Raw genomic sequence first — 25,229 nt, forward strand, 5'->3', positions numbered from 1 at the left:
GACTTTTGATTGACAGGATATGACATTATGAGCTCTTCCCGTTCTACACCGCGTCTGGGCCGACGTTCGCTATGGCAGGCCTGGGCCCTCGAACCGCGTATGATGTTCGACGCTGCCGCCGTCGCCACCGCCGAACAAGTGGTTGACGCCACCGAGAGTCAGCCCGGCGTCACGGCGACCGGCGTTGAGGCGTCCATTACCGTTGATGACGGCTCCGGTACGCAAAGCGTGGACTTGTTCTCTGACGTGAGTGTGGCCTCCGCTACTGATAGTGAGGCGCTCTCGGATCTGGTGGTGACCGTGGATAGCGCCGGTAGTAATCAGGCGCTGGTCATTGACGGCACATCTATCGCCCTTGTGGTCGGTTCCGGCGTCACCAGCGAAAATTACTACAGCTATCAGGTGACGGTTAGCGGCGGCGTTACCCGTATTACCCTCAGCATTGCGTCCTCAGAAGCCAGTAGCGAAGCGGATATCGCCAGTCTTATTGACGGCATTGCGTATCAGACCGTTGATAACACGGTGGAAAGCGGAACCATTACCGTCACGCTTGCCACCTTAAGCGATGATAGCGAGACGGCGACGCTGGATATCAGCTCTTCAATTACCATTGATAATACGATTAATGTCGCGCCGACGCTGAGCGATGATCGCCCGTTAGCGTCCGCGGAAAGCATCGCCCTGTCTGACCTCGGCGATGACGCCCAGGTTACGTATTCAGACGAGGGCGACTACGCCTATGTGGCCGGGGAGGGCAGCGTCTCCGTATTTACCGTGGACGACTCTGGCCGACTGACGCTGGTGCAGACCCTGAGCGTGGCGGATATGGGAACGGCCACTGAAATAGTAAGCAGCAGCGATGGTCTCTCGCTTTATGTTACTGACGGCAGTAGCGCGATTTACGTTTTCAGCATTGAGGATGGCGGCGTCAGCCTGGCGTCAACCGTGACCTATGCCGACGGCTATATCTCCGGCGGCTTAGCGATATCGGACGATGGCAGTTGGGTCTATGCCGGCACAGACTACAACGATGTGGTGATTTTTAGTCGCGACACGACGACAGGGGAACTGACGTATCTCACGCGTGCGCCCGGCGAATCAGACAGTAGCGGCCGCAACGGCGTTATTGCCACCTCCGGGGATTATGTTTATGTGATTTATACCAACGGCAGCCACGCTATCCTCGTCTATCAGCGCGCTGATGATGGCTCCCTGAGTACCGTGGCGACACTGACCACCGATATCTGGGGATTCAGCGCCGTTGATTACAGCCTGGCGGTATCAGAGGACGGGCAGTACCTGTATGTCGCTGACCCGGATTATGGCACGCTTTCTCTTTATCAGTTCAGCGACGCCAGCCTTACGCTGGTGGAAACCTTCAGCCTTGAGGGCGTGACGGACATCGCCCTGAGCAGCGATGGCGGCGTGCTGTACGCCACTACCAGCGGCGGCTCTATTTATGTTTATAGCGTATCGCAGAGCGGGGGAACCTTGACGCTGGTAAGCAGTGTCAGCGGAGGTGATGTGGGCGATATCGCGGTTTCCAGCGATGGCTTATCCCTGCTTATTGCGGGCAGCAGCGGCGTGACGCGTTACTCGGCGGCGCAAACGCTGGCGGAAGGGGCGTCCGCCAACTTCGCCAGCGGAATGACCCTTGCGGATAGCAATAACGATGTCCTGAATGCGGGCGAAGGTAACTACAACGGCACGAGCATTACCGTCAGCGCGAATGTGGACGGTGGAACATTCGGCATGGAGGATGGGGATGGACTGACTTATGCCGATGGCGTCATTTCGTTTGAGGGCAGTGCTATCGCCACGCTCGCCACCAGCAGCGATGGATCGCTGACCGTGACCTTCACCGCAGATGTCGCGACCGACGTGGCGAACCAGGTCCTGCAGCAACTCACTTACCGCAACAGCGCGGCCGTCGTCGGCAGTTATATTCTGTTGACCGTCGCGGTAAATGACGGGCAGCTCGCCAGCAATAACCAGGTGGTCACCCTGCGGGTCAATGCGCTACCGACGGTCAACGCCAGCGTGTCAGCCGATTATGAGCTGGAGAGCGCAACCAGTGAAACAGACTACAGTTTCACCTTATCGTCCGATCTGTTCAGCGACGCGGATGGGGATAACCTGACCTGGAGCGTAACGGGACTGCCTGACGGGCTGTCATTTGATGCCGCTACCCATACCATTTCCGGCGCTGCGCTGGAAACGGGCACTTTTACCGTGACGGTGACCGTCGCCGATGCGTCAGGGGCCAGCGCATCTCTGGAACTGACGCTGGAGGTGGCGCAGATTGCTAACCGTGCTCCGGCGCTGAGCGAAGGCTCCGCCACGAGCCTCGCCAGTGCGACCGACGGGGCCGAATACAGCGCCACGCTGGACGATTCGCTCTTCAGCGATGCGGATAGCCTGTACGGCGATAGCCTTACCTGGACGGTATCCGGTCTGCCGGACGGTCTGGTCTTCGACCCGGAAACCCTGACCATATCGGGTTCATCCAGCGCAGTGGACGATTATACGCTAACGGTGACGGTGACCGACGAGTCAGGGGCCAGCAGCTCGCATGAGATGACGTTACGGGTGATTACGACCGAAGAAGCGAGCAACAACGCGCCTTCATTAATTGCGGATTCCAGCGATCTGATCTACACCAGCGATGGCTCGCTTAGCGGTTTCAACCAGTATGTCAACAGCATCACGCTATCCGACGATGGCGGTATTCTGGTCATTGCCGCCAGTACCAGCAGCAACGCTAATGGTCCCAACGGCACCAGCTCTCTTTATGTCTACAGCCGCGATACGACAACCGGCGAGTTAACGCTGTTACAGACCTTCACGCAAGGTCTGAGCGATGATGGCGATGACAGCAACGGCATTGAGGCTGACGGCCTGCAGGCGATCACCTCGGTGACATACTCCGCCGACGGTAGCCTGCTGTACGTGACGGGATACTCGTCTACGGGAAGCAGCGAGGCCTATTCGATCACGGTATTCAGCGTCGGAGACGACGGTGCCCTGAGTCTGGTCGGCAGCGTCGCCGACCTGCCGGAAACCGTTTTGCAGATTGCGGTGTCTGACAACGGAGATACGCTCTATGCGCTCTCATCCAGCACTTTATATGCCTATAGCATCGGTAGCGAAGGCACCCTGACGGCCATCGACACCTATGCGCCAGACAGCGGATTCGGCACGGCTGTCGCCATGCAAGTGGATGAGGATGGCAACGTCTATGTGCTGAGTTCCCAGCGTCTGACGCTCTATACCCAGGCCGATGACGGCACGGTGAGCTATGTCGGGCAACTGACAAGAAGCGGCAACGACCTGGTATGGACCGACGCCGGAGGCGTGACCGATACCATTGCCACGCTGAGTAACAGTAACGCTTTCAGCGGCGCCAACGCCCTGGTTGTCTCGGATACCGGGGCGGTGTACCTGACAACCAGCAATGGCTTCCTGACCACGCTGCAATACGACAGCGCATCCGGCACTCTGAGCCTGGTCAGCGCCATTAGCGCATATGATGCGCTTTACCAGTACCCGCACAGTATCGCCATCTCAGACGATGGCACCACGCTGTATGTGACCAGCGCCGCGAGCAATATAATCGCGGTGTATACCATTGGCGAAGAGGGCGCGCCCGCGTTATCCGGCACGATTACCACCGATAGCGCCATCTCCCGGCTGGTGGTCAGCGCTGATGGCCTGTCTATTTACGGCGGCAGGCATATGTACGGCGGCACGCTCGGACTGAATATTATCAGTGCCACCAGCGTCTCGGTGGCCTACAGCGAACGGGAGACGATCACGCCTGCCAGCGGCCTGACCCTGGCGGATGCGGAGTACGATGCCCTGAATGACGGGGCGGGGAATTACAAGGGGGCGGTCATCACGCTGGCGCGTGATGGCGAGGCGGACAGTGCAGATATCTACGGTTTCAGCGACGGCAATGGATTGACGCTGACGAATGGTGTTCTCTCGCTGGATGGCGAGGCTATCGCCACGGTTGCGATCACGGACGGCGCGCTGACGCTGACCTTTACCGCTGACGTGAGTACCGGGACGGCGAATCAGGTGCTGAACCAACTCACCTATACCAACACCAGCAACCAGCCCGACAGCGCTATCCTGCTCACGCTCTCCGTTGCCGATCGCTACACCACCAGCAGCGTGGCGATCCAGCTCACGGTGAGCGCGGTGAATAATGCGCCATCCGTCACTGCCACTGCTGTCGGGGGCACCTATACCGAAGATGGCGAGGCCGTCGCGTTGTTCGGGGATGTGACGATCTCGACGATTGAGTCCGATCAGACGATCGTTGGTCTGACCCTGACGGTTTCCGGGCTGGTCGATGGCGAGAGTGAAACCCTGGTCGTTGACGGTACGACCGTTACGCTGACGGATGGCGCGACGGGGAGCACCACGAGCGGTTATGTTTATACGGTCACGTTAAGCGATGACGGTAGCGCGGCGGTGGTGGTCTCCAGCAGCGATGGCATGACCAGCGATGCCGCGGCGGCGCTGTTGTCCGGGTTGGCCTATGCCAATAGCAGCGATAATCCGGGCGAAGGGACGCGCACGGTGAGTATCAGCGCAATACAGGATAATGGCGGGACGGATAACGGCGGTAGCGATACGACGGAACTTGCTATCGCTGCCACGGTTACCGTTCAGGGCGTGAATGACGCGCCTGAACTGGACGCCGATGCGGCTGAGGTTGACTACGCCACACCCGGAGAAGAAAGCGCCGCGCTGTTCAGTGATGTCGTGGTATCCACCGTCGACAGTAACCAGTCGATTATCGGCATTTCCGTTACCGTTTCCGGTGTGCTTGATGGCAGCAGTGAAACCCTGAATATTGATGGCACGGCCATCAGCCTGGTTGAGGGCAGCGGCGATACGACCAGCGGTTATCACTGGGAGGCGGTGATCAATAATGAAGGCGTGGTCACCCTGACCATCACCAGCCAGAGCGGCATCGATACCGCCAGCCTGATTAATTCGTTGTCTTATGCAAATGCTAACGCCGATCAGACCGCCGGCGCGCGTACCGTGACGCTGGTTTCCGTCACGGATAATGGCGGTACGGCGAACGGCGGCCGCGATACCGCCGCGCTGGCTATCGCGGCGACCGTCAATGTACTGCCGGTTAACAATACGCCGATTGTTATCGGCACGGGCAACACCGTCGGGTATACCGAAGGCGAGAGTGCGGTCACCTTATTCGATGACATTGCAATTGACGTCATTGAAACAGAGCAGGTGGTTAACAGCGTGACGCTGACCGTCTCCGGCGTCAGCGAGGGGGCGAGTGAAACCCTGACCATTGACGGCGCGGTCATCACGCTGGTGGACGGTGAAGGCACCACCGCCAGCGGCTACGCCTGGGCAGTGGCGGTGAATGATGGCGTGGTCACGCTGACCCTCTCCGCCCCTGACGGCATCAGCGATGCCGCGACGTTGCTCAACAATATTGCCTATGCCAACCTCAGCGACAATCCCACCGAGGGCATCCGTACCGTGACTCTCGCCAGCGTGCAGGATAACGGCGGCGGGGCGGATACCGCCACGCTGAATATTACCGCTACCGTCACCGTGCTGGCGGTCAATGATGCGCCGCAATTGAACGCGCCCGCGCCGATACTGGCGCAAGCCACGCAGGGTAATGCCTACAGTGCGACGCTCTCTGACGCGCTATTCAGCGATGCGGATAATACGTCATTGAGCTGGCAGGTTACGGGACTGCCCGACGGACTCCTGTTTGACGCTGACTCGCTGACCATCAGCGGCACGCCAGCCGAGAGCGGCAGTTTCACCCTAACGGTTATCGTCACCGATGCGCAGGGGGCGCAGGCGACGCTGACGCTGCCGTTAACGGTCGCGCAACGGGCGGTGAACCCGGTCATACCGATGGCGTCTTCGCCATTCTTTGACCCGTTGCCGTTGGCGCGGATTTTTGCGGCGATGACTGACGGCGAAGCGCTGCGTCACTTTTCCGCGCCGCAGCCAGAATCGTCCCCGACGCCCGATGCCGCGTTCAATGTTGAGCTTTCCCCGGGAATGGCTGCCGCGTCCGTTTCACCGCTCGCGACGGGGCCAATGGACTACGCCGCGACGACATGGGCGCTGGACCCGATTATGCCGGGGATAATGCCGGTGCTGGAAAACGTGGATTTTACCGCGCCAGCGAGGACAACGGTGGCGAACGCCCATGCGAATGGCGAGCCTCCCGTAAGCGAAGGGCGGCAGGTGTATCGCCTGGCAGATAACGGCAATTTTGTTGCCGCGCGCCTGGCCAATGGGCGTCCCTTGCCGGAATGGCTGCAGTTTGACCCTCTCGCCGGTGAGTTGAGCGTCAATGTCGCCGATGCGCCACCGGTTGGGCAGATTCAGGTGCTGCTGACCCAGGCGGATGGCGAGACGCAGATATTGACATTACCGGGAACGCATCCGATTTCTCCTGCCGGAGATGCGCGAATCCCCGCAGCAGCCGCAGACGCGGAGCCGCCTGTTCGTGCAATCGATACCCTGGCAAAACCCGCATTTTCACAGATCCTGGCGGCGGAGCGCGGCAACAGCGATGCGCTCCTGAAGGCCGCGCGGCTGATGACAACGCCCGTTACGCAAGCGGGAAAAGCATCATGAATACTTTTAAAACAACAGGGAGTCCTCTGGTGAGTTATTCCAATTCAGCACGCTTTATGACGCGACTGTCGTCCGTTCGCGGCATGAAATTGACCATCGTTGCCTGCGCGTTAATCCTCGCGGGCTGTTCGGTACGGCCTGAGCCGGTCACCGCCGAAGAACAGATTAAACAGGCGCTTAGCGACCGGGCCCATATGTTTGCCGATCAGGAGCCGGTTCACGGGGTGATCTCGCTGGACGAAGCGCTGGCCCGGGCGCTGAAATACAACCTGCAACAACGGGTTGCGCTGATGGAACAGGCGATTGAGGATAATCTGCTCGATGTTTCCCGGCTGGATATGTTGCCCCAACTGGCGGCGCGCGCCGGCTTACACACCCGCGATAACGTCGCCGGTTCCAGCAGTCGTTCGGTGAGCACGGGCGAGCAATCGCTGGTCGCCTCCACCAGCCAGGACCAAACGCTGCGTACTGCCGATCTGAGTATCAGCTGGAATGTGCTGGATTTCGGCATCAGCTACTTCAACGCCAGAATGCAGGCGAACAAAACCCTGGCGGCAGAGGAGCGGCGGCGCAAGGTGGTGGCGGATATCACCCGTCAGGTGCGAACGGCCTACTGGGAAGCGGCGACCGCCCAGCGTTTGCAGCCGGAAGTCACCCAGGCGCTGACGCAGGCGCGTCAGTCGCTGGAGTATGCCCGCCAGACCGAACGCGAGCGCCTGCTCGCCCCGGTAGACGCGCTGCGTTTTCAGAAGAATATGCTGGAGATGGTGCGTCAGTTAGAAGTGGTGGATAGCGATCTGGCGCTGGCTAAATCGCGCCTTGCTTCGTTGATGAATCTACCGCCCGCCAGCCATTTCACGCTGGTGGCGCCGCAGGAAAACAGCCTCACCCAGCCGAAATTACCGTATTCACTGACGGATCTGGAAAACTTCTCAATGGTGAAACGGCCTGAGATACGCGAGGAAAGCTATCTGGCGCGGAATGCGGTGCTGGATACCCGTAAATCGCTAACCCGGTTGCTGCCCGGCGTGTCGCTGTTCGCGGGGGTAAATGGCGACAGCAACAGCTATCTGGTGAACCATAACTGGGCCAGCGCTGGCGTACAGGTCAGCGGTAATTTGCTCAATGTCCTGTCGTGGTCGTCGGTTAAACGCGCTGGCGAAGCGGGAGAGTCTCTGGCCGAAGCGCGTCGTCAGGCATTACGGATGGCGGTGCTGACGCAGGTGAATGTGGCATGGCTGGAGTATCAGCAAAGCGCGCAGATGTTTAACCGTTATCAGGAACTGGCGCGAGTGCAGCGCGGCATTATGAACCAGACGGACCAGAGCTACCGCAATCAGGCGGCGACCCAAATGGAACAGGTGCGGGTCAGCACGGAAACGATCCTCACGACGCGCGCCCGCGACCGAAGTTTTGCCAGTATGCAGGATGCGTTGGGGACCGTTTATCAGGCCGCAGGCCTCGATGTCTTACCGACGCAGATTGCCGGAACCAGCCTGGCGGCGCTGAGCCAGAGTATCCATCAGACCAGCCGACAAATTGAAACAGGGGCGCTGGCTAAGACTTCGTTGTCGCTGTCTTCTCCCGCGCCGAAAACGGCGGCCCCGCTGCTGAAAACCTCGCCTTCCGCGCCGGTGGCGCCGCTCCTGACCGCCGCTGCGTCGGTGCCTTCCGCGCCGGTGGTCAGAGCAACATCTCAGCCTGTTGCGCAAAGCTATCCACTGGCGAGCGGCGATATGTGGAATAGCCTGCAATCAATGGCCGGGGAGACGGAATGAGGCGGCTGGCGATACTTGGCGTGATCTGGCCACTGATGACCAGCGCCGCCGAGCCGGTAGAGACTATTCGTGTGCAGCTTAGCGCGGTGCGGCAGACTACGCTCTCCAGCGGCATTGCGGCGAAAGTGGCGAAACTGGCGGTTAAAGAGGGCGACCGCTTCCGCCAGGGGGACACCCTGCTGGCTTTCGATTGCGCGGTTTTACAGGAAAAACTGAACTATGCGAATGCCGCCGAACAGGCGGCGCGTAAGAAATTGTCCGTGGCTAACCGGCTCGACAAACTGAATTCCATCAGCGTGTCCGACGTTGATCAGGCGCGTTCCGCCGTGGCGATGGCGCAGGCTGAAAGCGGCGTCAATCGGGCGATGCTCAAACGCTGTGTGATTACGGCCCCGTTTTCTGGGCGCGTGACGCAAACGCGGGTACGCCAGTGGGAGACGGTGCCGGAAGGCAAAGAGCTGCTCTCTATCTACGATGACAGTGCGTTTGAACTGGAGATGATTGTGCCCTCCCGCTGGTTAGTCTGGCTAAAAGTCGGCTCGCCTTTTTCCGTAACCCTCGATGAAACCGGACTGAATTATCCCGCCGAGGTGAGCCGCATCTCTTCTGCCATAGAGCCGGTGAGCCAGTCAGTGAAAGTTTTTGGCCGTATTACTCTGGCTGGTGAAGGCCTGCTGCCGGGAATGAGCGGCGTGGCGCATCTCAGCCCACCGGAGTCGCGGGCCCATGAGTAATGCGCTACAGCCGCTGGCGGCGTTGCTGCAACTGCAAAGTCGGATGCGAGCGCTGGAGAGCCATGATGCGCTGGCTTTTTTCATGGTCAATGAAACGCACCGTCTGACGCCTTATCGGCAGGCCATGTTGTGGGACGGGGGGCGAGGTAAACTGCGCGCCGCCTCCGGCATCGTCAGTCTTGACGAGCATGCGCCATTTTGTCGTGGATTTAGCCAGTTGTGTCTTCAGTGGCAGCAGCGCTATCGACAGATGCAGACGTTGACGGGGCAAAACTTACCTGCCGGGGATCGCGATTTCTGGCATGAGTACCTGCCGGAGCATGGGCTCTGGCTACCGCTGGCGCACGTTTCATCTGATGCGCCAATGGCTTTGATCCTGCTGCGGGAAACGCCCTGGGGCGAGTCTGAGCGGGCGTTGCTGGGGCAACTGACCGACGCTTACGGGCACGCCTGGCGAGGATTGACGAGACAGGGAAAATCGCGGGGGCCTCTGCGATTGCGGAAAAAGAAAATTGTGGTTGCGGCGCTTCTCGCGGCGCTAATCATGTTGATTCCAGTACGCCAGTCCGCATTAGCGCCCGCCGAAGTGGTCGCCCATCATCCAGTAATGGTGCGGGCGCCGCTATCCGGGGTGATTGATGCGATTTCGGTAAAACCCAATCAGGGCGTGAAAAAGGGGCAGATTCTGGTACGGCTGGATGCGCGGGAACTGGAAAACCAAAGAGAAAATGCACGCCAGCAGTTTGCCAGCGCGGATGCGCAATATCGACAAGCGCAGCAAATGGCGCTCAATGATACGGACGCAAAAGCGCAGTTAGCCGTTCTGTCCAGCCGTCGTCAGCAGGCGCAAAGCGAAATGGCGTTTCTTACCTCGCAACTGGCGCGTATGGCGCTGGCCGCCCCCCGCGATGGCGTTGCTATTTTTGACGATGTGAGCGATTTGATTGGCCGTTCAGTGTCCGTTGGCGAGCGGATCATGATGGTGGCCAACCCGCGCGATACGGAACTGGAGATACAACTGCCCGCGGCGGACGCCATTGCGCTGAGTCAGGATGCGGAAGTCCGCCTGTTCCTGAATGTTGCGCCAGGCTCGCCTCAGCCAGCACGCCTTACGCAGATTGGCTACCGGGCGAGCCTGACGGCGGAGAGCGTGATGGCTTACCGGCTGCGCGCGCGTTTTCTGCAAGATGACCCCGTTTTGCGCGTTGGGCTGAAGGGCACCGCCCGCGTCTACGGGCAGCGTACGGTGCTGATCGCCTACCTGTTGCGTAAGCCCTGGTCGGCGCTACGGGTATGGCTGGGAGTATAAGTATGACGGTAACGGCTCCGTCGACAGGGCGGCTTGCGCCGCTGCGCGATGAACTTATTTTGCACCCAGGCCCCGCCAGTTGGGATGGCTCTCCCACCTGGACGTTAGAAGATCCGCTGCGTGACCGCTATTTTCGTATTGGCTGGCTGGAAATGGCGCTGTTATCACACTGGTCGCTCGGGGACGTAGGGGAGATTGTCGCAGAGATAAACCAGCAGTTGCCGGTGTCGATTGATGAGGAGGACGTGCGGGCTTTTGGTGAGTTCCTGTCCACCAACGCCCTGACCCGGCGATGTGGCGACCAGGCGATTCGACAAATGACGAAGCAGCTTGCGGCAGGGAAAATCGCCTGGTGGCGTTATGTTCTGCGCCATTATTTATTTTTGCGCATTCCGTTGCTTCATCCGGATAACTTTTTGCAGCGTACTCTCCCCTGGGTTGCGATGTTCTATCGCCCAGGGTTCTGGCTGGCGACAGTGATTGCCGGGATGACGGGATTACTGTTTGCCAGTCAGCAGTGGGAAACGTTTCGCCATACTTTCCTGCATTTTTTCACGCTGGAAGGGGCCGTGTTGGCCGGTCTGACCCTGTGCGTCACCAAGTTTTTGCATGAGTCAGGCCATGCTTACACCTGCAAACGGTACGGGGCGAAGGTCAGTAGCCTCGGCGTGGCGCTGATGGTCATGATGCCGGTTTTGTATACCGATACCTCATCCGCCTGGCGACTCGCCAGCCGCCGTCAGCGTCTGGTAATTGGCGCCGCCGGGATGCTGACCGAACTGGCTATTGCCGCATGGGCAACGCTGGCCTGGAGCTTTTTGCCGGATGGGATGGCGCGCAGCGCGGCGTTTATGCTGGCGACGACCACCTGGATGATGACGCTGGCGGTTAATCTGAGCCCGTTGATGCGTTTTGACGGCTATTTTCTGCTTTCTGACTGCCTGGGGATTGGGAACTTACAGCAACGTGGTTTCGCACTGGGGCGCTGGCAGTTGCGCGAATGGTTGTTTGGTTTACGGGATATGCCGCCAGAACCTTTGCCGAACTGGCTGCGCCGTACATTGACCGGGTATGCGTTTGCCACCTGGATTTATCGTTTGTTCCTGTTCACAGGCATCGCTTTGCTGGTGTACCACATGACGTTCAGGTTGCTGGGGATGGCGTTGTTCGCCATTGAAATCGGCTATTTCGTGCTGTTGCCCATTGCGAATGAGCTTCGCGCCTGGCACCACCGTCGTAAGGATTACCGAATGAATCGCAATGTCATATTGACCCTGGGCGGTATTTTTTTGACGGCAATGCTCTTGCTGCTTCCCTGGCAGCGCACGGTTTACGCGCCGGGATTGCTGCGGGCGGAACAGCAGGGCAGCCTGTATATGCCGATGCCGGCGCAGGTTGAGCAGATCCGGGCGCGCGCCGGTCAACGGGTGGAGAAAGGGCAAATATTGTTTACCCTGCGCGCGGATGCTGTCCAGCATCAACGCCAACAGTTGGATCTTCAGCTTGCGACGCTGACCTGGCAGCAGAGTTTTCAGACGCTGAATAATGAGACATTGCAAACGCACCAGCGGGTCAGGCAAGAGCGTGACGCCGCCCGCCAGCGCCACCAGGTGTTGCAGCAACAACTGACCGATCTGGCGATACGTGCGCCATTCTCCGGGCGGCTGGCGGATATTGCGTGGCCTCTGGCCGCCGGGGAATGGTTAGGGCAAGGCGAGTGGCTGGCGACAGTGACCGGCACGCAGGGCGCTCTGGTTGAAGCCTTTGTCCCGGAAAACGCGTGGCTGCGGTTGCAGATTGGGGCAAAGGGCGTTTTCTATCCGCATGATACTTCACGTTCCTCGATAGCCGGTGAGGTGGTTGAGGTGGAACATACTGCGGTACGCGATTTGCGGCCGGTAGCGGAGCTTGCCTCCCTCTATGGCGGAGACATCGCCGCACTCAGTGACAGTCAACAGCGATTGACGCCAGAACAGGCGGTATATCGTGTCGTGTTACGCTTGCCGCCGGATACGCCGGTACCAGAACAAGCGGTGATAGGGACTCTGGCGATAACCGGGACGCCGCGGATCCTCGCCGTCAGTTTATGGCAGCGCTTGTCGTCTGTGGTTATCCGCGAGTTTTCATTTTAACCGTCCGAGGTGGGCGGCATGCTTTGGCATGAGAAGGGCATAGCCCCCGGAAACGGGGGCGCGTCGAGCGAGATTATACCTGTTCCGGTTCGGTAAGCGGCGTTAGAGAAGCGATTTGCTCGCGCCAGATCGTCTGCTCCGGCTGGCCTTCGGTGCGCTGGCCAAACAGTTGCGCGATTTGACTACCGTCCGCCGCGTACAGCTCAAGGCTGGTCACAAAGCCATCTTTTGTCGGTTTGCGGGTGACCCAGCTTTCGGCGATAGCGTCATCTTTCAGGTGTAACGTAAAACGTGGGTTAAAGATATTTAACCAGCCTCTTAACGGCTCCAGCTTTTCGACAATGCCGGTGAAGATTTGAACGCAGCCACGGTTGGCGACGAAAATCATGATATCATTTTGCACCGCCTGAGCCTGCTGCAGTATTGTCTGTACTGCGGTGTTATCAACCCGCCATGCGAGATCGTCGCTCACCGCATTAAATGCCTGCTGGCGGGAAAGGTTATGCCGGTGCAGTAACACGAAAAAATCATGAACGTCGGTCATCGCTCGCCATTCTTGTTCCAGCGTTTCCGCATCTACGTTATCGGCATATTGAGGGCGGCGGGAAGGCGATGGAATAAAGGATTGCCTGCTATTATCTGCATATTCAGCAATTATCGCCTGCCATGCGGACATATTTGTTTCCGGCAATGCATAGACTTTATGGACCGCGTCGCCTTGACCATCAAAGAATTGCAGGCTGTGTTTGTTGGCTTCGTGAACGGCAAAGACACATTGCCAGTGTTGCAGGAACAAACGTAAATCAATCCCGCCAGGATTCAGGATGAGACCGGCATGACCATGAAGGGACTGCTGAGTATAAACCCCGATATGCTCATGAACCGCAAAATCATTACGCGTCAGCGCCTTCACTTCTCCCACATTTTCGAGTGCGTTGAGCAGGATACGTGTATCGACGTTCAGGCGCTGCACATCGTGCCCGACGCGCGCGTCAAGTAGCTCAGCTTCACTGACGCCAAGCTGGCTGGCCAGATCACGGGCGTATGTCCGGGGATTGTTTTCTTTGGCGTCAAGATAACGTTGATAAAGTTCAGTCCGCTTCATTCTTTTCCTGCATTGTTTATTAAAAATTAGGGAGTGCCAGAGATACCGTTATTGTATTATGGATGGCAGGTTTCATTTTTCTGGCTATATACTGTTATTCTTCAGGTTACTTGTGCGTTGGCCACCTGTGATCGCCTGAGTGACTTATTTGAATAAGCCCATTGGAATACCTATGCTTGCCGCATCACCCGGTATGAATAAATGGTGATATCTGTTTAATTTTCACCGAAATGAATTAACCAGCCCATCTATTTTTCGCGCTGTATTATATTTCAGTATTATCATGCAATTCAGGTATGCGACAAGCGAATTATAGAAACCTAAATTTTATTTAATATTACGAGTGTTGGGTCTATCACCGCAAAGGTGTGGCCATAACACTGTTCGTCATCAATCATCTGACGGATTAGTCGGGCGACATCCTCACGATAGATAAGGCCATGGGCTTCTCCTTCGACCCGGATCGCCATGCCGGTCGCGGTACCGTGTTTCAGGCCGCCAGGGCGCACGATACAACCGTTTAGCGTACTGGTTCGCAGCCAGCTTTCAGCAAGGGACTTTTCTCTTACCGCCTGTCCAAATGCCTGGCGGGCACGGGCGGAAAGCGTGTGCCAGGTTTCGCCGCAACCTATGGATGTCACCAGCAACATATATTTCAGTCCGCACCGTTCTGCGGTATCAATAATCAGCCGATTACCGGCGTAGTCGGTTTCCGGGCTGCCTAATGTTGAAACAATCCGCGCATCAGGACCGGCAGTGACGCAGGCTAATTCAACGTGCCCGGCATCCAGCGCATCGCCTGCTATTACTTTGACGCCGAGGGCGCTGAGCATCGCCGCTTTTTCGGGGGAGCGTACCAGCGCATATATTGTGCGCGATTCAGCTAAGCCCTGATGTACCAGCGCTAAGCCAACGCCTGATGATGCGCCGAATATCAGCCAGGGGGAGCGGTGAGATGAATTCATCGTGATTCCTCTTATGGGTAAGTATTGGTCAGGCGGAGGCCTGACGTATTACCGGAATGATTTGTTGCAGGGCGTCCAGCATATTGCTTGCCCAGAAACGGCCCTCGGTTGTCAGGGTAAACGTGCCCTCTGACTGGCAGGACAATAATCCACAGGTTTGCCATTGTGTTAATAGCGGCATCAGTTGGGTGGGGTCGGGCAATATAGCGCTCAGGTCGCAATAACCGGTGTCCAGTCCGCCCTGAATAGCCATCCGCCAGTGATAATCCGCGCTGCGGCGGGTCATCATCGCTAATGGTTTTTCCCCGCACAACACTTTATCGAAATAATCAGGAAGACTACGCAGGTTCATAAAGGCAGCGCCGTCCAGCGATCCTCCCGCGCTACACCCCAGAGCAAGATAATCCGCGCCGCTTTTGATAAGCAAGTTATACCTGTTACGTTCTTTGCGGGTGCGCGCCCAATGGCTGTTGCTGAGTTGACGCCAGTTATCTGCGGCCAGGGTATCACAGGCCAGCGTGTAGGCATTGCGACACCACTCTGGGGTGGGGAGCTGTTGCCTGCCCGCCGCCACGCCTTTAGCCAGGGGCGTTGAAGGGAACAGATTGAGGGCATAAAGGTCAATGCCATCCAGCGGTAACTGACGTATTACGGCAAGATCGTCTTGCCAGCTTTCGAGCGTCTGTCCGGGTAAGCCAAACATCAGATCTCCCACCAGGGTGGCCTGGGAGCGTTCGGCAAGATGGCAGATGAAATCAATCATCGCCTGTCGCCCGGTTCGCCTGCCTAAGCGTTGTCGTAACCGGGTGTCGAACGTCTGAATACCGAGCGAAAATCGATTAACGCCAGCCTCAAGGCAGGCCTCAAGGCGCCGATCGTCAAAATCAAGAATGCGCCCCTCGACCGTAATTTCGCAGTCGCGTGCCAGGGGGAGAGCGCGACGAATAGCGTGAATAATCATAGAGAGCTGGGAAGCGCTAAGCGCGCTTGGCGTACCGCCGCCAAGATAGATAGCCTGAATAGGGGCAGACTGATGCAGGGGGCTGTGGGCTTCCATTTCCAGTTCCTGTAACAGCGCCTGGCAATATTTTTCCAGCGTGTCGTCATTCAGCGGGTTTTGATAAAAGCCGCAGAAGGTGCAGTGGGTGGCGCAAAAGGGAATATGCAGATAGAGAAGACGTGGGTTATTCGGCAATGGATGCGCCAGTAGATCTTGCCAGGCGCTGTGTCGCTCGCTGGCGCTGAGTGGGGCTTGTTGGCGCCATGGCATGGTCGCCCGACGTTGAGAAAACGGCATATTACCCGGACGGGCATAATGGCTGCTGAAATCAAAGGGCATCGCTGAGTTTCTCCTGGAAGCTGAACAAGGGGATGCATTAATGAAAATGAATCCTATTTACAGTTATTTGGGCGAAGACTGTCATAGTCGTCCGGAAGGGAAATTGATTCAGATCAGGAGGGGAGGGCCGCTCCGGTGAAACCCGCGCCGTGTCTGGCTTACGGCAATATTAAGTTTTGTTAACGATCCCCCATGAACAAGACAATCGCTTACTATTAGCCACAGGCAGCATTTGGGCGTACAGGAGAAGCGCCAGCGAAGGGCACGTTTTATTGTTGTGATTTTGTGCCTTGTTGTTTGAAAGAGGTGAAATCCAGGTTAGCTCTTGCTATTAAATGATAATGATTGCTATTATCTTTTGTAAAAATCTATGTCTGCCCACATTTAGCGTGAAAGTTTCAGCGTGAAAGCGTGTTGTGCGCGTGTGGCAAAAGACACAAATACCGGGTATTCAAAAAAATACAAAGAAGAATACATTTAAACTCTGGGGATATTATGCGTGTTTTAGTGGTTGATGATGATTCTGTTCTTTGCCGATGGCTTGGTGAAAAATTGCATGTTCATGGTCATATTTGCCAGATTATTCATGATGGTTCTCAGGCTTTAAATGCCATACGTCAGGATGTTTATGATGTGATTTTGCTTGATCGTATGCTGCCGGGTATGGATGGTTTTACTGTTTTACGTGAGTTGCAAAATTGCGAGCATCCCCCTGTTATGCTGCTTTCCGCATTAGATCGCGATGTCGACCGCGTTATGGGGCTGGAACTGGGCGCGGAAGATTATTTGGGTAAGCCCTTTAATTTTAATGAACTCAGGCTTCGTCTGGATATTATTGTTGGTCGGGATAAGCGTCATGCTGCGCAGAACGCGGTCCTCACGTTTGCGGATCTTAAAGTTGATTGTCTTCAGCGTAAAGTCTGGCGGGCAGGGAAGCCGATAGATCTGACGGACAAAGAGCTCAAACTGTTATTAATGTTAATGGAAACGCCGGGGAAAGTGACCAGTCGTACGCATTTGCTGGAGCGGGTATGGGGCTACCATTTTGATCCGCAAACCAACCTGATTGATGTCCATATGTCGAAACTGCGTGCCAAAATAGACAAAGGTTTTGACCGGCCGCTAATAAAGACACTGCGTTCAGTCGGTTATTGTCTGGAACAGCCAGGGCAAAGGTAAGCAATGTTCCAGAACACTTTTGCTTGTCGATTACTCCGCTACCTGCAAATGAAAGTTGGCCAGTGGCAGGTGATTAGCGCCAGCCATTATCCTGATTTTCTCACCACCGCAAATTTCCGCCAGGCGATCACCATCGTGTTTCTGTTTCTGGTGATGGCGATGGTCAGCATGATTGGCTCCAGCATACTGATCGAATCGTTGGTGCGCGGGCATGTTCATGACGTCATCATCAACGATATCTATGATTACTCGGTGAAATCCGCCCTGAAAAGAACGTCTGATATCATCAGCCAGTTACAACATGAGTTGCAGGGAGACAATAATGATGGAATGGCGCAGGTCATTGTTATTGATCCTCAGGGGGCGCTGGTGTATCACAATATGCCGGTTTATAGCATGTCCGCGGAAAAATGCCATATTGATGTTGCCTGCCTTAAATCCCTGATTAAGGATGCCAGCAGTAATAATATTGTCGGGCTGACGGTATTACTGCAGGATGGCGGCATTCTTTTTCGGGCATATAATATATTGCCGATGTTAGAACGGGTACGCACGATCCCTCTCGTGGCAGGCACCGGCGTATTTGTTGTGTTATTGTTTTGCTTGTATGTCAGCAGGCAATTTAGCTTACGAAGCTTACAAATCGTAAGGCAAATTCGCGAAGCGTTGCACCGTTATAGTAACGGTGAAAAACAGGTGCGAATGCCGGTTTCTTCTTATGGTAATGATTTCGACGCATTGAGCGTGGATATCAATCAGAATTTAGATAGAATTGACCGTCTGATGGAACAAGTGCGTAATAATGCGGGACACATTGCACATGAATTACGTACGCCTCTTACTCATTTACATAACAGACTATATACCCTTTCAGAAAGACCGGATTTGACGGTTGAAGCCAGAAAAGAGGTGGAGCATGCGGTTAATGAAGTCCAGACGGTTTTAGCGTTGTTTCGCACCGTTATGCGAATTGGTGAGATTGAAAGTGGGCGCTGTATCCATCAGCTATCTTCACTTTCTGCACAGGAACTCCTGCAAGATGTTGTGGAATATTATCAACCGCTGGCAGAAGAGCGAGCCTGTCGCATAGTGGTAGAGCAGAGTTCTGATATTGTCATGTTTTTCGATCGCGCCCTGGTATTTCAGGCGCTGGCGAACCTGATTGAGAATTCGCTTAAGTATGCCTCAGAAGGGGGATGCATCAGACTTGGCTATCGCTTGTACCGGGGGTGGTTATCGTTATATGTGGCAGACTACGGGCCCGGTATCCAGGAGTCTCTGCAGGAAAAAGCGACTGAACGTTTTGAACGCCTGGAGCAGCGTTACTCCAGCAGCGGATATGGGTTGGGGTTATCTTTGGTAAAAGCCATTGCGGAGCTGCATGGCGGCAAAGTTTGTTTTCAGAATACCCATCCGGGTTTATGTGTCTATCTGTGCCTGAAGCGGTGTAAATGATGCATTTCCTTCTCAGTTTTTTAAGGAATAGCCAGGGGGCGTTCTTCAATTAATAATTCTTAATTATCTGTCTGTTGATTTTATCCCCCGGGGATTTCATGATTTCCGAGGGAGATTTTTCTGGTGGTAAAGATTTTGTTTATACCGAAATAAAGCGCGTGCGCAGGCCCCGGTCAGGTACGGGGCGCCAGGCATCCGGAGGATGCGTTTAGCTGCCGCCCGGATGCAACCTGAATTATTTTGGCTATAAGCTGGTGAAGCATGTCGGTTAACTTTAAATGTTATGTTGAGCGGGCTCTTTTAATGCGTCAGTGGATTACTTGTAGTGACAGACCTAAAATATCCCGCGGCGTGGCCCGCATGTTGTTTCGCCTTCTGGCGATAGTCAGCCTGATTTTGGCGGCTTTTGGCCTGATTGTTCCCGGATTGCCGTGCACTGAGTTTTTGTTGCTTGCCTGCTGGGCCGCGGCGCGCAGTTCCCCGCGTCTTCATTCATGGATCGTTGATCATCGCTGGTTTGGACCTGTGCTGGAGAACTGGCGGAAAGGGATCATGCCCAGACGGGCCAAATGGATGTCCACGCTGGCTATGGCTTTTTCAGCGACCATTATGATACTGACCGTGCCGCATATCCCTAGTGTCGTCATCTCAATTATGTGTATGTCAGCGGTACTGGTATGGCTTTGGTGCAGACCGGAAAGTAGCATGTAAATGATGTCGATACCCGGCGCCACGTTATTTGTCAGGCAATTTTTCTGACTCAAGGAGACTGATGAGGTGGCTGGTGTGAATAGCGATGCCGTCCGAAAGATGCGCCGAATCATCTGAAGTATTAAGAGCCTATCCCACCCGGTGTTATTGTTGCAGGCAGTTTGAGCACCGCCCAGGTTCAAAATGGCAAATAAAACAGCCCTAATTGGATAGACTCTAAGTCGCCCCTGGTCTGTTTAACGAATGGTTTGCGGCGTGACAACCCGGCGAGCGCCGACATAATGTGCTTGCCAGTATTCATCGGTTAATTTACTGATTCGTATATCGGAACCGGTACGTGGGGACTGGATAAACCGATTGTTACCAAGATATACGCCAACATGGTCGGCTGAACCTTTGTGAATCCGAAAGAATACCAGATCTCCTTGTTCCAGCTCATTTTTATTGACTGAGGCCGCATCACGGTGATGAAACATTTCATTAGCCGTCCTGGGGAGCGGCGTTTTAACGAGGTCTTTATAGGCGTAATAGACAAGACCGCTGCAATCGAATCCGCTATAAGGGGAAGCGCCCCCCCATTGGTAAGGCTTGCCAAGCTGTTCCAGCAATTTTTTTACAGCATTCTGTCTGACCCGGAGATAATGTTCTGTATGAAGAGTCCGGAATGCCAGGCTGTCAGGGATATCATCAGTAATTCGCGAAGTGTATGAGAACAACATTTTTGTTGTAACCGCGTGACGGTATTCCGGACTTTTTTTCCGGGCGCTTTTTAACAATCCCCTCTTTACTAACGCCTTTGCGCCCGGATCTTTTTTCAGAGCGGTATAACGAATATTTGGCGCTGTCCGGTTGTACACCATTTTTCTTTGAACTGAAGAACGGGGTTCATTTTTTGTGACTTTCCCCAACTGGCGATTATCATACTCTCTTAATAATGTTCGGAGCTTTGCCGAATTTACCGCGTTAGCACGGGGTGGCCGTTTACTTGCGGATTCTGGATGGGGCGTAAGTTTAGCCGGGTTTATCGCAGCGTGATGCGGCGACGCTATTGCTGTTGTACCGATAATTAGTATGCTACTCAAAAGTGAAATAAAGATTGTGAGTAATAAAGGCATGTCAGTGCTGACCGAATGATTTCCTCAATAGTTACAGTATTCATTAAAAAACGCTCACTCAAAAGGATACGATTGATACATTAAGAAAATTTAATTAAGAAGTGACATATTGTGCAGTGGAATGCTCCTTGCGACAAAAATAAGCTGGGGCAGGCCTGGCGTTAGCCTTGGGGAATATACCTGGATATTGGTGAAACGCTCGTTTGAATCAGGGGTAATGACAGCTACTATGGTTGTATATCAGAAAATATTATCAGCTCGTATATACAAAAGAACGCTTAAAATGCATGTACATTAAATATCACTCAGCCCATCCCTGGGCATCGCTTCTTTGACCAGCGCTGGCGCTGTTAAAAACGCCTGTGACTCGCATGAGTGATGATATGCGCATCGGCACTCAGCAAAGCAATATTTAATTTCTGCAAACTATCTGGTGATTATTGATGGCGCCAGAGCGGCCGTTTATTTCTCAGACGCAAGATATTGCTCAATAGCCCATACGGCGAGCGCATGATCGTCGTGGGATGCCAGACCGCTGACCGTTACCGCGCCAAATACTGCGCCACCCGGTGTGAGCAAAGGGAAACATCCGCCGCTATCTGTATAGATCTGGGGATCAAGATAGGGTAAGTCTTCCATTGTGATGCCTTGCGCTTTATAACGCTCCCCGGTGAGCAAGGAGGCATGAGCATTACGCAGTACGGTATGCCGTTTACGGGCGATCCACTCCAGATTTTCATTACTGGAACCGGGCAGGGCTACCAGAAATAACGGTTGCCCCCAGGCGTACACTTCAATGGCGATGGGTAAGGCTTCTGCGTTAGCTCGCTCATAGAGCAAGTTACCGATAAACCAGGCGGCCCGGTGATCGAAATGCGCCAGACGTAAACGCTGTTCCTGTTGTTCCAGCACTTCAATTGATGGGATTTCTGACATGGCGATATCCTTTCAGGGAGCGCCTGACGGCGCTCCCTGGCATTGATTAGCGAACAGAAAACTCGACCCACTGGCCACCCTGGTCGGCAGATGCTACACAGTGTTCCACCCAATTCACCCCGATACGACCGGAATGTACTCCGGGATACCAGAATGTCTTCAGGAAAGCCTCATCTCCGCGGTCGGATGCATCTATGGCCAGCGCAAAGCGGCGATACAGGTTCGACCATGCTTCAAACAGCCCTTCAGGATGACCACCGCTAATGCGGTCATCGGCCAGCGCTTCTGGTGCAAGGTATGGCATACCGCGTTCCAGAATACGCACCGGTTCTCCCTGAATTTCATAGCGCAGTTGATTGGGGTGCTCATCCCACCATTCCAGGCTGGCTTTCGAGCCGACAACCCGGACTTTCTGGCTATGCATCGACCCGCTGTTTACCGCCGAGCACCACATTGAACCCACCGCGCCGTTGTCATACTCCATCAACACATAAGCGTTGTCTTCCAGCGGAGCACGACTTTTGACAAAGCTTTGACGGGAGCACAGCAGACGTTTGATATTCAGATGCGGCGCCATTGTTTCAGCCAGGAACAACGGATGGGTCGCCAGATCGCCGAGAACGTAGCTCGGCCCGACATATTTAGGATCGACGCGCCAGCGCGTACTGGGACTCTCCAGTTCCACCGCCTCGGCATGGAAACCATGGGCAAACATCATATTAATGATGCGGATTTCCCCCAGCAGCCCCTGCTGCACCATGTCGCGAGCCTGCAAAATCATCTGGTATCCGGAGTAGCCATAGGTCACACCGATAATTCTTTTCTTCTGCTGACTCAGTTCGTCCAGCACTTTTGCCTCTTCTCCGGTAAAGCAGAGCGGTTTTTCACATATCACATGAATGCCGGCTTCCAGAGCTGCTTTGCTGATCTCAAAGTGGGTATTGTTTGGCGTCGCAATGGATACCGCTTCAATACCGTCCGGACGTTTTGCTTCTTCGCGGAACATGGTCTGGTAATCCGGGTAGCAGCGCTCCGGGACTATCCCCAGCTTGACGCCAAACGCGCGACCACGTTCAGCATCAATATCCAGCGCGCCAGCCAGCAAAGCAAAAGAACCATCACGCAGGGCTGCTGAGCGGTGAATATAACCAATCTGGCTAGTGCCGCCGCCGCCGATCATCCCCCAACGTAAAGAGCGATCCAGAGGTTTTAATCCATTGATCATGAGCGAATTCTCCTGTTAAAAACCAACTGATTTGAGATAGACCAGGCTTTGAGTCACATCATGCAGACTTCCCTCGGCCTGACGAGGATCACGTTCTTGTTCGATCGTAATCCACCCTTGATAATTGAGGCGGGACAGCAGGGCTTTCACCGCAGGGTAATCAATGGCGCCCTTACCGATTGGGCACATCACGCCTTCTGCGCAGGAAGCGAAGAAATCCAGACCTTTTTCCAGCACGTTTTTGTGGACATCGCCATTGACGTCTTTGAAATGGATATAATCCAGGCGTGAGAAATAACGCTCAAGCCAGGTCACCGGGTCCATCCCGGAGTAATAGAGATGGCCGGTATCCAGGCACAGTCCGGCGATATCATGCGGAATATCTTTTTCTATCTGAATAATTTCATCAGCAAATTCAATACAGCCACCGGCATGCGGATGAATGACTGCACGCACGCCATATTCGTTCCACGCCAGCGTACTGATATGTTTAATATGCTCAACCATTCTGTTCCAGTCGGTAGTGCTTAAACGCGGCGCTTTATCCGAATGACCCGCATATTTGGCGCGCTCCGGGTTACCGAAATCAATCACCACGAGATAAGGTGCGGGATAATTCGCCCCATGGCTTTTTTCAGCCGTCGGGATTTTTGACAGGTTACGGCAAATATTGTGCGTCAGTTCAACAATATTGGCAAAATTACTTTCACTCACCAAATCATCAAAAATAGTCCCGGCGACAATCGATAAATCGTAACGATTGAGTTCTTCAGTTAATTTTTTCGGGTCCGTTGGCAAATAAGTCCATGGCCCAAGTTCAATACTTTTATATCCTGCTTTACTTGCTTCAGTTAATACTTTTTCCCAGGATGGAAGGTACGGGGTTTTCGGATCATCAACACCCCAACTACAAGGTGCATTTGCAATATGAATAGTCATAATAACCTCTTTCTCTTTTCTGGAGTTAACGGGTTGTAATTTTATTGGTTACAGAAGATGCTACGTAATTTTTCTCAATACGGGCGGAGACAAGCGCTTCGACTTTCTCCAGCGATACCCCTTTCGTCTCCGGGATATAGCGATGGACGAACCACCAGGAGATCAAACAGCAGATAGCGAACAGCATCAGCGGGAAGCCGCCATGAAAGTGTTCACGCAGCCAGGGGTTATCATTCATGACAGGGAAAATCTGGCTGATAATAAAGTTGGATCCCCACAGTGCGGCGTAGGCAATACCCATTCCTATAGCGCGTAAGCGGTTTGGCAGAATTTCACCAACTACAGTCCAGGCAATTTGCGCCCAGGTCAGGCCGAAGATAAACATGAAACCGAGCAGACCGATAATTGAGGTGAAGCCTTTTACACCGTAGTAGAACGTCAGGAACGTGAAGGCAAGGCAGATGAAGGTACCGCAGGAGCCGATTTGCAGAAGAGAGCGACGTCCCATGCGGTCAACCAACATCATACCGGCCACTACGCCGATAAATTGTAGCCCAGCAAGCCAGGTCACCATCAGCATGGCTTCTTCCATATTACCAGTGACATTCATCAGCAATGTCGGGCCAAAGTACTGAATGACGTTAATTCCAGATAACTGGTTAAATACGGCAATCATAGCCGCAATGAAGATAAACATCTTATTTCGACTGCTTAGCTTTTTCTCAGTTGATTCATGAAATTTCGCCGCCGCCGTATCAGCATGAAATGAATTTTGAATTTCCCTCAATACCCGGCTACCGTGTTCGGCATTCGAAATACGCGACAGCGTCCTCAGTGCTTCATCATTCTTGCCCACCATCACGTTCCAGCGGGGAGATTCCGGAATAAATTTGACCAGGAGCAGGAAAAGTACGCAAGGAAGCAAGCCAAAACCCAGCATATAGCGCCATCCTGCGCTGACCAGCCATTCATGATCCGCGCCGCGGACAATCAGATAGTTAACCATCAGCACCAGTACCTGGCCACCGACGAAACAGATCATATTCATGGCCACTACCCGGCCACGATAGTCGCGAGGTGCGACTTCTGTCATATAAATCGGCGAGACAACGGAGGATAAACCGATACCAAATCCACCCAAAATACGGAATAAGATAAACAGGGTAAAATTGGTCGCCAGAGCCATACCCGCGACAGAAATAAGGACGAAGAAAACAGTAATGGTCAGAGCCATTTTTCGGCCATAACGATCGGCCAGTTTCCCGGCCATATAGGCCCCAAGTACGCAACCAATAACAATGCTGGATACGGCCCAGCCGGTTTGAGACGGCTCCAGTTTAAAATGTTGCGTTAAAGGTTCAATGACTCCTGAAATAACAGATGTATCATATCCCTGTAGCAGGCCACCGAGTGCGGCCACGGTACAAATCGCCAGTACATAAGCGATATTGTGTTTTTTTTCAACGTAACCCATGATCATACCCTCACGTATGAAATTAAAATTTTTATCTCTAAAAACGTTTATATAAAAACTACAAAACAAACCCTCAAATAAAAAAGCAAAAATTCGTCTTTGGGAAAACTTTAAATATCCCAAAGTGCAATATGATTTCCTAATCTGGTCTACCCGAAGAATAACGCGTGAAAGCGGATAAT

Annotated in this window: 16 protein-coding genes; 8 read left to right on the top strand and 8 right to left on the bottom strand. The window is 54.3% G+C overall.

The window, feature by feature from the left end; all coding sequences use genetic code 11:
* Positions 1-27: 27 nt before the first annotated feature.
* Genes ABK821_RS00705 through ABK821_RS00725 form a run of 5 tightly spaced genes read left to right on the top strand, consistent with a single transcriptional unit; the run spans position 28 to position 12,604 of the window.
* On the top strand, positions 28-6,651 hold the full coding sequence (locus ABK821_RS00705) for a putative Ig domain-containing protein (RefSeq protein ID WP_395033797.1): 6,624 nt from the start codon (positions 28-30) through the stop codon (positions 6,649-6,651).
* A gap of 56 nt (positions 6,652-6,707) precedes the next feature.
* Positions 6,708-8,429, top strand: coding sequence for a TolC family protein (locus ABK821_RS00710; RefSeq protein WP_343178148.1), 1,722 nt, complete (start codon positions 6,708-6,710; stop codon positions 8,427-8,429).
* Between the two features lie 35 nt (positions 8,430-8,464).
* Entirely contained in the window at positions 8,465-9,163 is a 699-nt protein-coding gene (locus ABK821_RS00715; protein WP_260607906.1) for an efflux RND transporter periplasmic adaptor subunit, read from the top strand.
* Positions 9,156-10,472, top strand: a complete 1,317-nt coding sequence (locus ABK821_RS00720) for an HlyD family efflux transporter periplasmic adaptor subunit (RefSeq protein ID WP_343178110.1) — start codon at positions 9,156-9,158, stop codon at positions 10,470-10,472. The genes ABK821_RS00715 and ABK821_RS00720 overlap by 8 nt, the downstream gene beginning before the upstream one ends.
* A gap of 2 nt (positions 10,473-10,474) precedes the next feature.
* The gene (locus ABK821_RS00725; protein ID WP_308560670.1) at positions 10,475-12,604 is read left to right on the top strand and encodes an HlyD family efflux transporter periplasmic adaptor subunit; all 2,130 of its coding nucleotides are present in this window, start codon (positions 10,475-10,477) and stop codon (positions 12,602-12,604) included.
* 73 nt (positions 12,605-12,677) lie between these two features.
* Here the strand turns inward: ABK821_RS00725 and ABK821_RS00730 are convergent, their stop codons facing one another.
* From ABK821_RS00730 to hutW, 3 genes are all read right to left on the bottom strand, one after another.
* The gene (locus ABK821_RS00730) at positions 12,678-13,709 is read right to left on the bottom strand and encodes a ChuX/HutX family heme-like substrate-binding protein (RefSeq protein ID WP_343178109.1); all 1,032 of its coding nucleotides are present in this window, start codon (positions 13,707-13,709) and stop codon (positions 12,678-12,680) included.
* 320 nt (positions 13,710-14,029) lie between these two features.
* On the bottom strand, positions 14,030-14,674 hold the full coding sequence (locus ABK821_RS00735; protein ID WP_343178108.1) for an NAD(P)H-binding protein: 645 nt from the start codon (positions 14,672-14,674) through the stop codon (positions 14,030-14,032).
* 28 nt (positions 14,675-14,702) lie between these two features.
* Entirely contained in the window at positions 14,703-16,013 is a 1,311-nt protein-coding gene (gene hutW, locus ABK821_RS00740) for a heme anaerobic degradation radical SAM methyltransferase ChuW/HutW (RefSeq protein WP_343178107.1), read from the bottom strand.
* Between the two features lie 495 nt (positions 16,014-16,508).
* Here hutW and ABK821_RS00745 point away from each other — a divergent pair, with 495 nt between their 5' ends.
* The 3 genes from ABK821_RS00745 (at position 16,509) to ABK821_RS00755 (ending at position 19,358) form a co-directional block, all read left to right on the top strand.
* On the top strand, positions 16,509-17,192 hold the full coding sequence (locus ABK821_RS00745) for a response regulator transcription factor (protein WP_142502611.1): 684 nt from the start codon (positions 16,509-16,511) through the stop codon (positions 17,190-17,192).
* Between the two features lie 69 nt (positions 17,193-17,261).
* A complete protein-coding gene (locus tag ABK821_RS00750) occupies positions 17,262-18,647 on the top strand; it encodes a HAMP domain-containing sensor histidine kinase (RefSeq protein ID WP_343178106.1) in 1,386 nt (461 codons plus the stop codon).
* Between the two features lie 360 nt (positions 18,648-19,007).
* Positions 19,008-19,358 (top strand): YbaN family protein, encoded by a 351-nt coding sequence (locus ABK821_RS00755; RefSeq protein ID WP_343178105.1) that lies wholly within the window; start codon positions 19,008-19,010, stop codon positions 19,356-19,358.
* Between the two features lie 236 nt (positions 19,359-19,594).
* Here ABK821_RS00755 and ABK821_RS00760 read toward each other — a convergent pair whose 3' ends face one another.
* The 5 genes from ABK821_RS00760 to ABK821_RS00780 all read right to left on the bottom strand — a co-directional run bounded on the left by ABK821_RS00760 (position 19,595) and on the right by ABK821_RS00780 (position 25,047).
* Entirely contained in the window at positions 19,595-20,473 is an 879-nt protein-coding gene (locus ABK821_RS00760; protein WP_343178104.1) for a C40 family peptidase, read from the bottom strand.
* A 462-nt stretch (positions 20,474-20,935) separates the two neighbouring features.
* The gene (locus ABK821_RS00765; protein WP_138360203.1) at positions 20,936-21,409 is read right to left on the bottom strand and encodes a heme-degrading domain-containing protein; all 474 of its coding nucleotides are present in this window, start codon (positions 21,407-21,409) and stop codon (positions 20,936-20,938) included.
* A gap of 46 nt (positions 21,410-21,455) precedes the next feature.
* Positions 21,456-22,634, bottom strand: coding sequence for a Gfo/Idh/MocA family protein (locus ABK821_RS00770; protein WP_138360202.1), 1,179 nt, complete (start codon positions 22,632-22,634; stop codon positions 21,456-21,458).
* 15 nt (positions 22,635-22,649) lie between these two features.
* Positions 22,650-23,573, bottom strand: coding sequence for a TIM barrel protein (locus ABK821_RS00775; RefSeq protein WP_343178103.1), 924 nt, complete (start codon positions 23,571-23,573; stop codon positions 22,650-22,652).
* 25 nt (positions 23,574-23,598) lie between these two features.
* Positions 23,599-25,047, bottom strand: coding sequence for a sugar porter family MFS transporter (locus ABK821_RS00780; protein WP_138360200.1), 1,449 nt, complete (start codon positions 25,045-25,047; stop codon positions 23,599-23,601).
* Positions 25,048-25,229 lie beyond the last annotated feature (182 nt).

The organism is Klebsiella sp. KE9456, from assembly GCF_043832615.1.
GTDB classification, from domain to species: Bacteria; Pseudomonadota; Gammaproteobacteria; order Enterobacterales; family Enterobacteriaceae; genus Klebsiella; species Klebsiella indica.

Coding starts and splice junctions, on each gene's coding strand:
- ABK821_RS00705 (WP_395033797.1), top strand. CDS start 28: ATGAGCTCTTCCCGTTCTACACCGCGTCTGGGCCGACGTTCGCTATGG.
- ABK821_RS00710 (WP_343178148.1), top strand. CDS start 6,708: ATGACGCGACTGTCGTCCGTTCGCGGCATGAAATTGACCATCGTTGCC.
- ABK821_RS00715 (WP_260607906.1), top strand. CDS start 8,465: ATGACCAGCGCCGCCGAGCCGGTAGAGACTATTCGTGTGCAGCTTAGC.
- ABK821_RS00720 (WP_343178110.1), top strand. CDS start 9,156: ATGAGTAATGCGCTACAGCCGCTGGCGGCGTTGCTGCAACTGCAAAGT.
- ABK821_RS00725 (WP_308560670.1), top strand. CDS start 10,475: ATGACGGTAACGGCTCCGTCGACAGGGCGGCTTGCGCCGCTGCGCGAT.
- ABK821_RS00730 (WP_343178109.1), bottom strand. CDS start 13,709: ATGAAGCGGACTGAACTTTATCAACGTTATCTTGACGCCAAAGAAAAC.
- ABK821_RS00735 (WP_343178108.1), bottom strand. CDS start 14,674: ATGAATTCATCTCACCGCTCCCCCTGGCTGATATTCGGCGCATCATCA.
- hutW (WP_343178107.1), bottom strand. CDS start 16,013: ATGCCCTTTGATTTCAGCAGCCATTATGCCCGTCCGGGTAATATGCCG.
- ABK821_RS00745 (WP_142502611.1), top strand. CDS start 16,509: ATGCGTGTTTTAGTGGTTGATGATGATTCTGTTCTTTGCCGATGGCTT.
- ABK821_RS00755 (WP_343178105.1), top strand. CDS start 19,008: ATGTTGTTTCGCCTTCTGGCGATAGTCAGCCTGATTTTGGCGGCTTTT.
- ABK821_RS00760 (WP_343178104.1), bottom strand. CDS start 20,473: ATGCCTTTATTACTCACAATCTTTATTTCACTTTTGAGTAGCATACTA.
- ABK821_RS00765 (WP_138360203.1), bottom strand. CDS start 21,409: ATGTCAGAAATCCCATCAATTGAAGTGCTGGAACAACAGGAACAGCGT.
- ABK821_RS00770 (WP_138360202.1), bottom strand. CDS start 22,634: ATGATCAATGGATTAAAACCTCTGGATCGCTCTTTACGTTGGGGGATG.
- ABK821_RS00775 (WP_343178103.1), bottom strand. CDS start 23,573: ATGACTATTCATATTGCAAATGCACCTTGTAGTTGGGGTGTTGATGAT.
- ABK821_RS00780 (WP_138360200.1), bottom strand. CDS start 25,047: ATGGGTTACGTTGAAAAAAAACACAATATCGCTTATGTACTGGCGATT.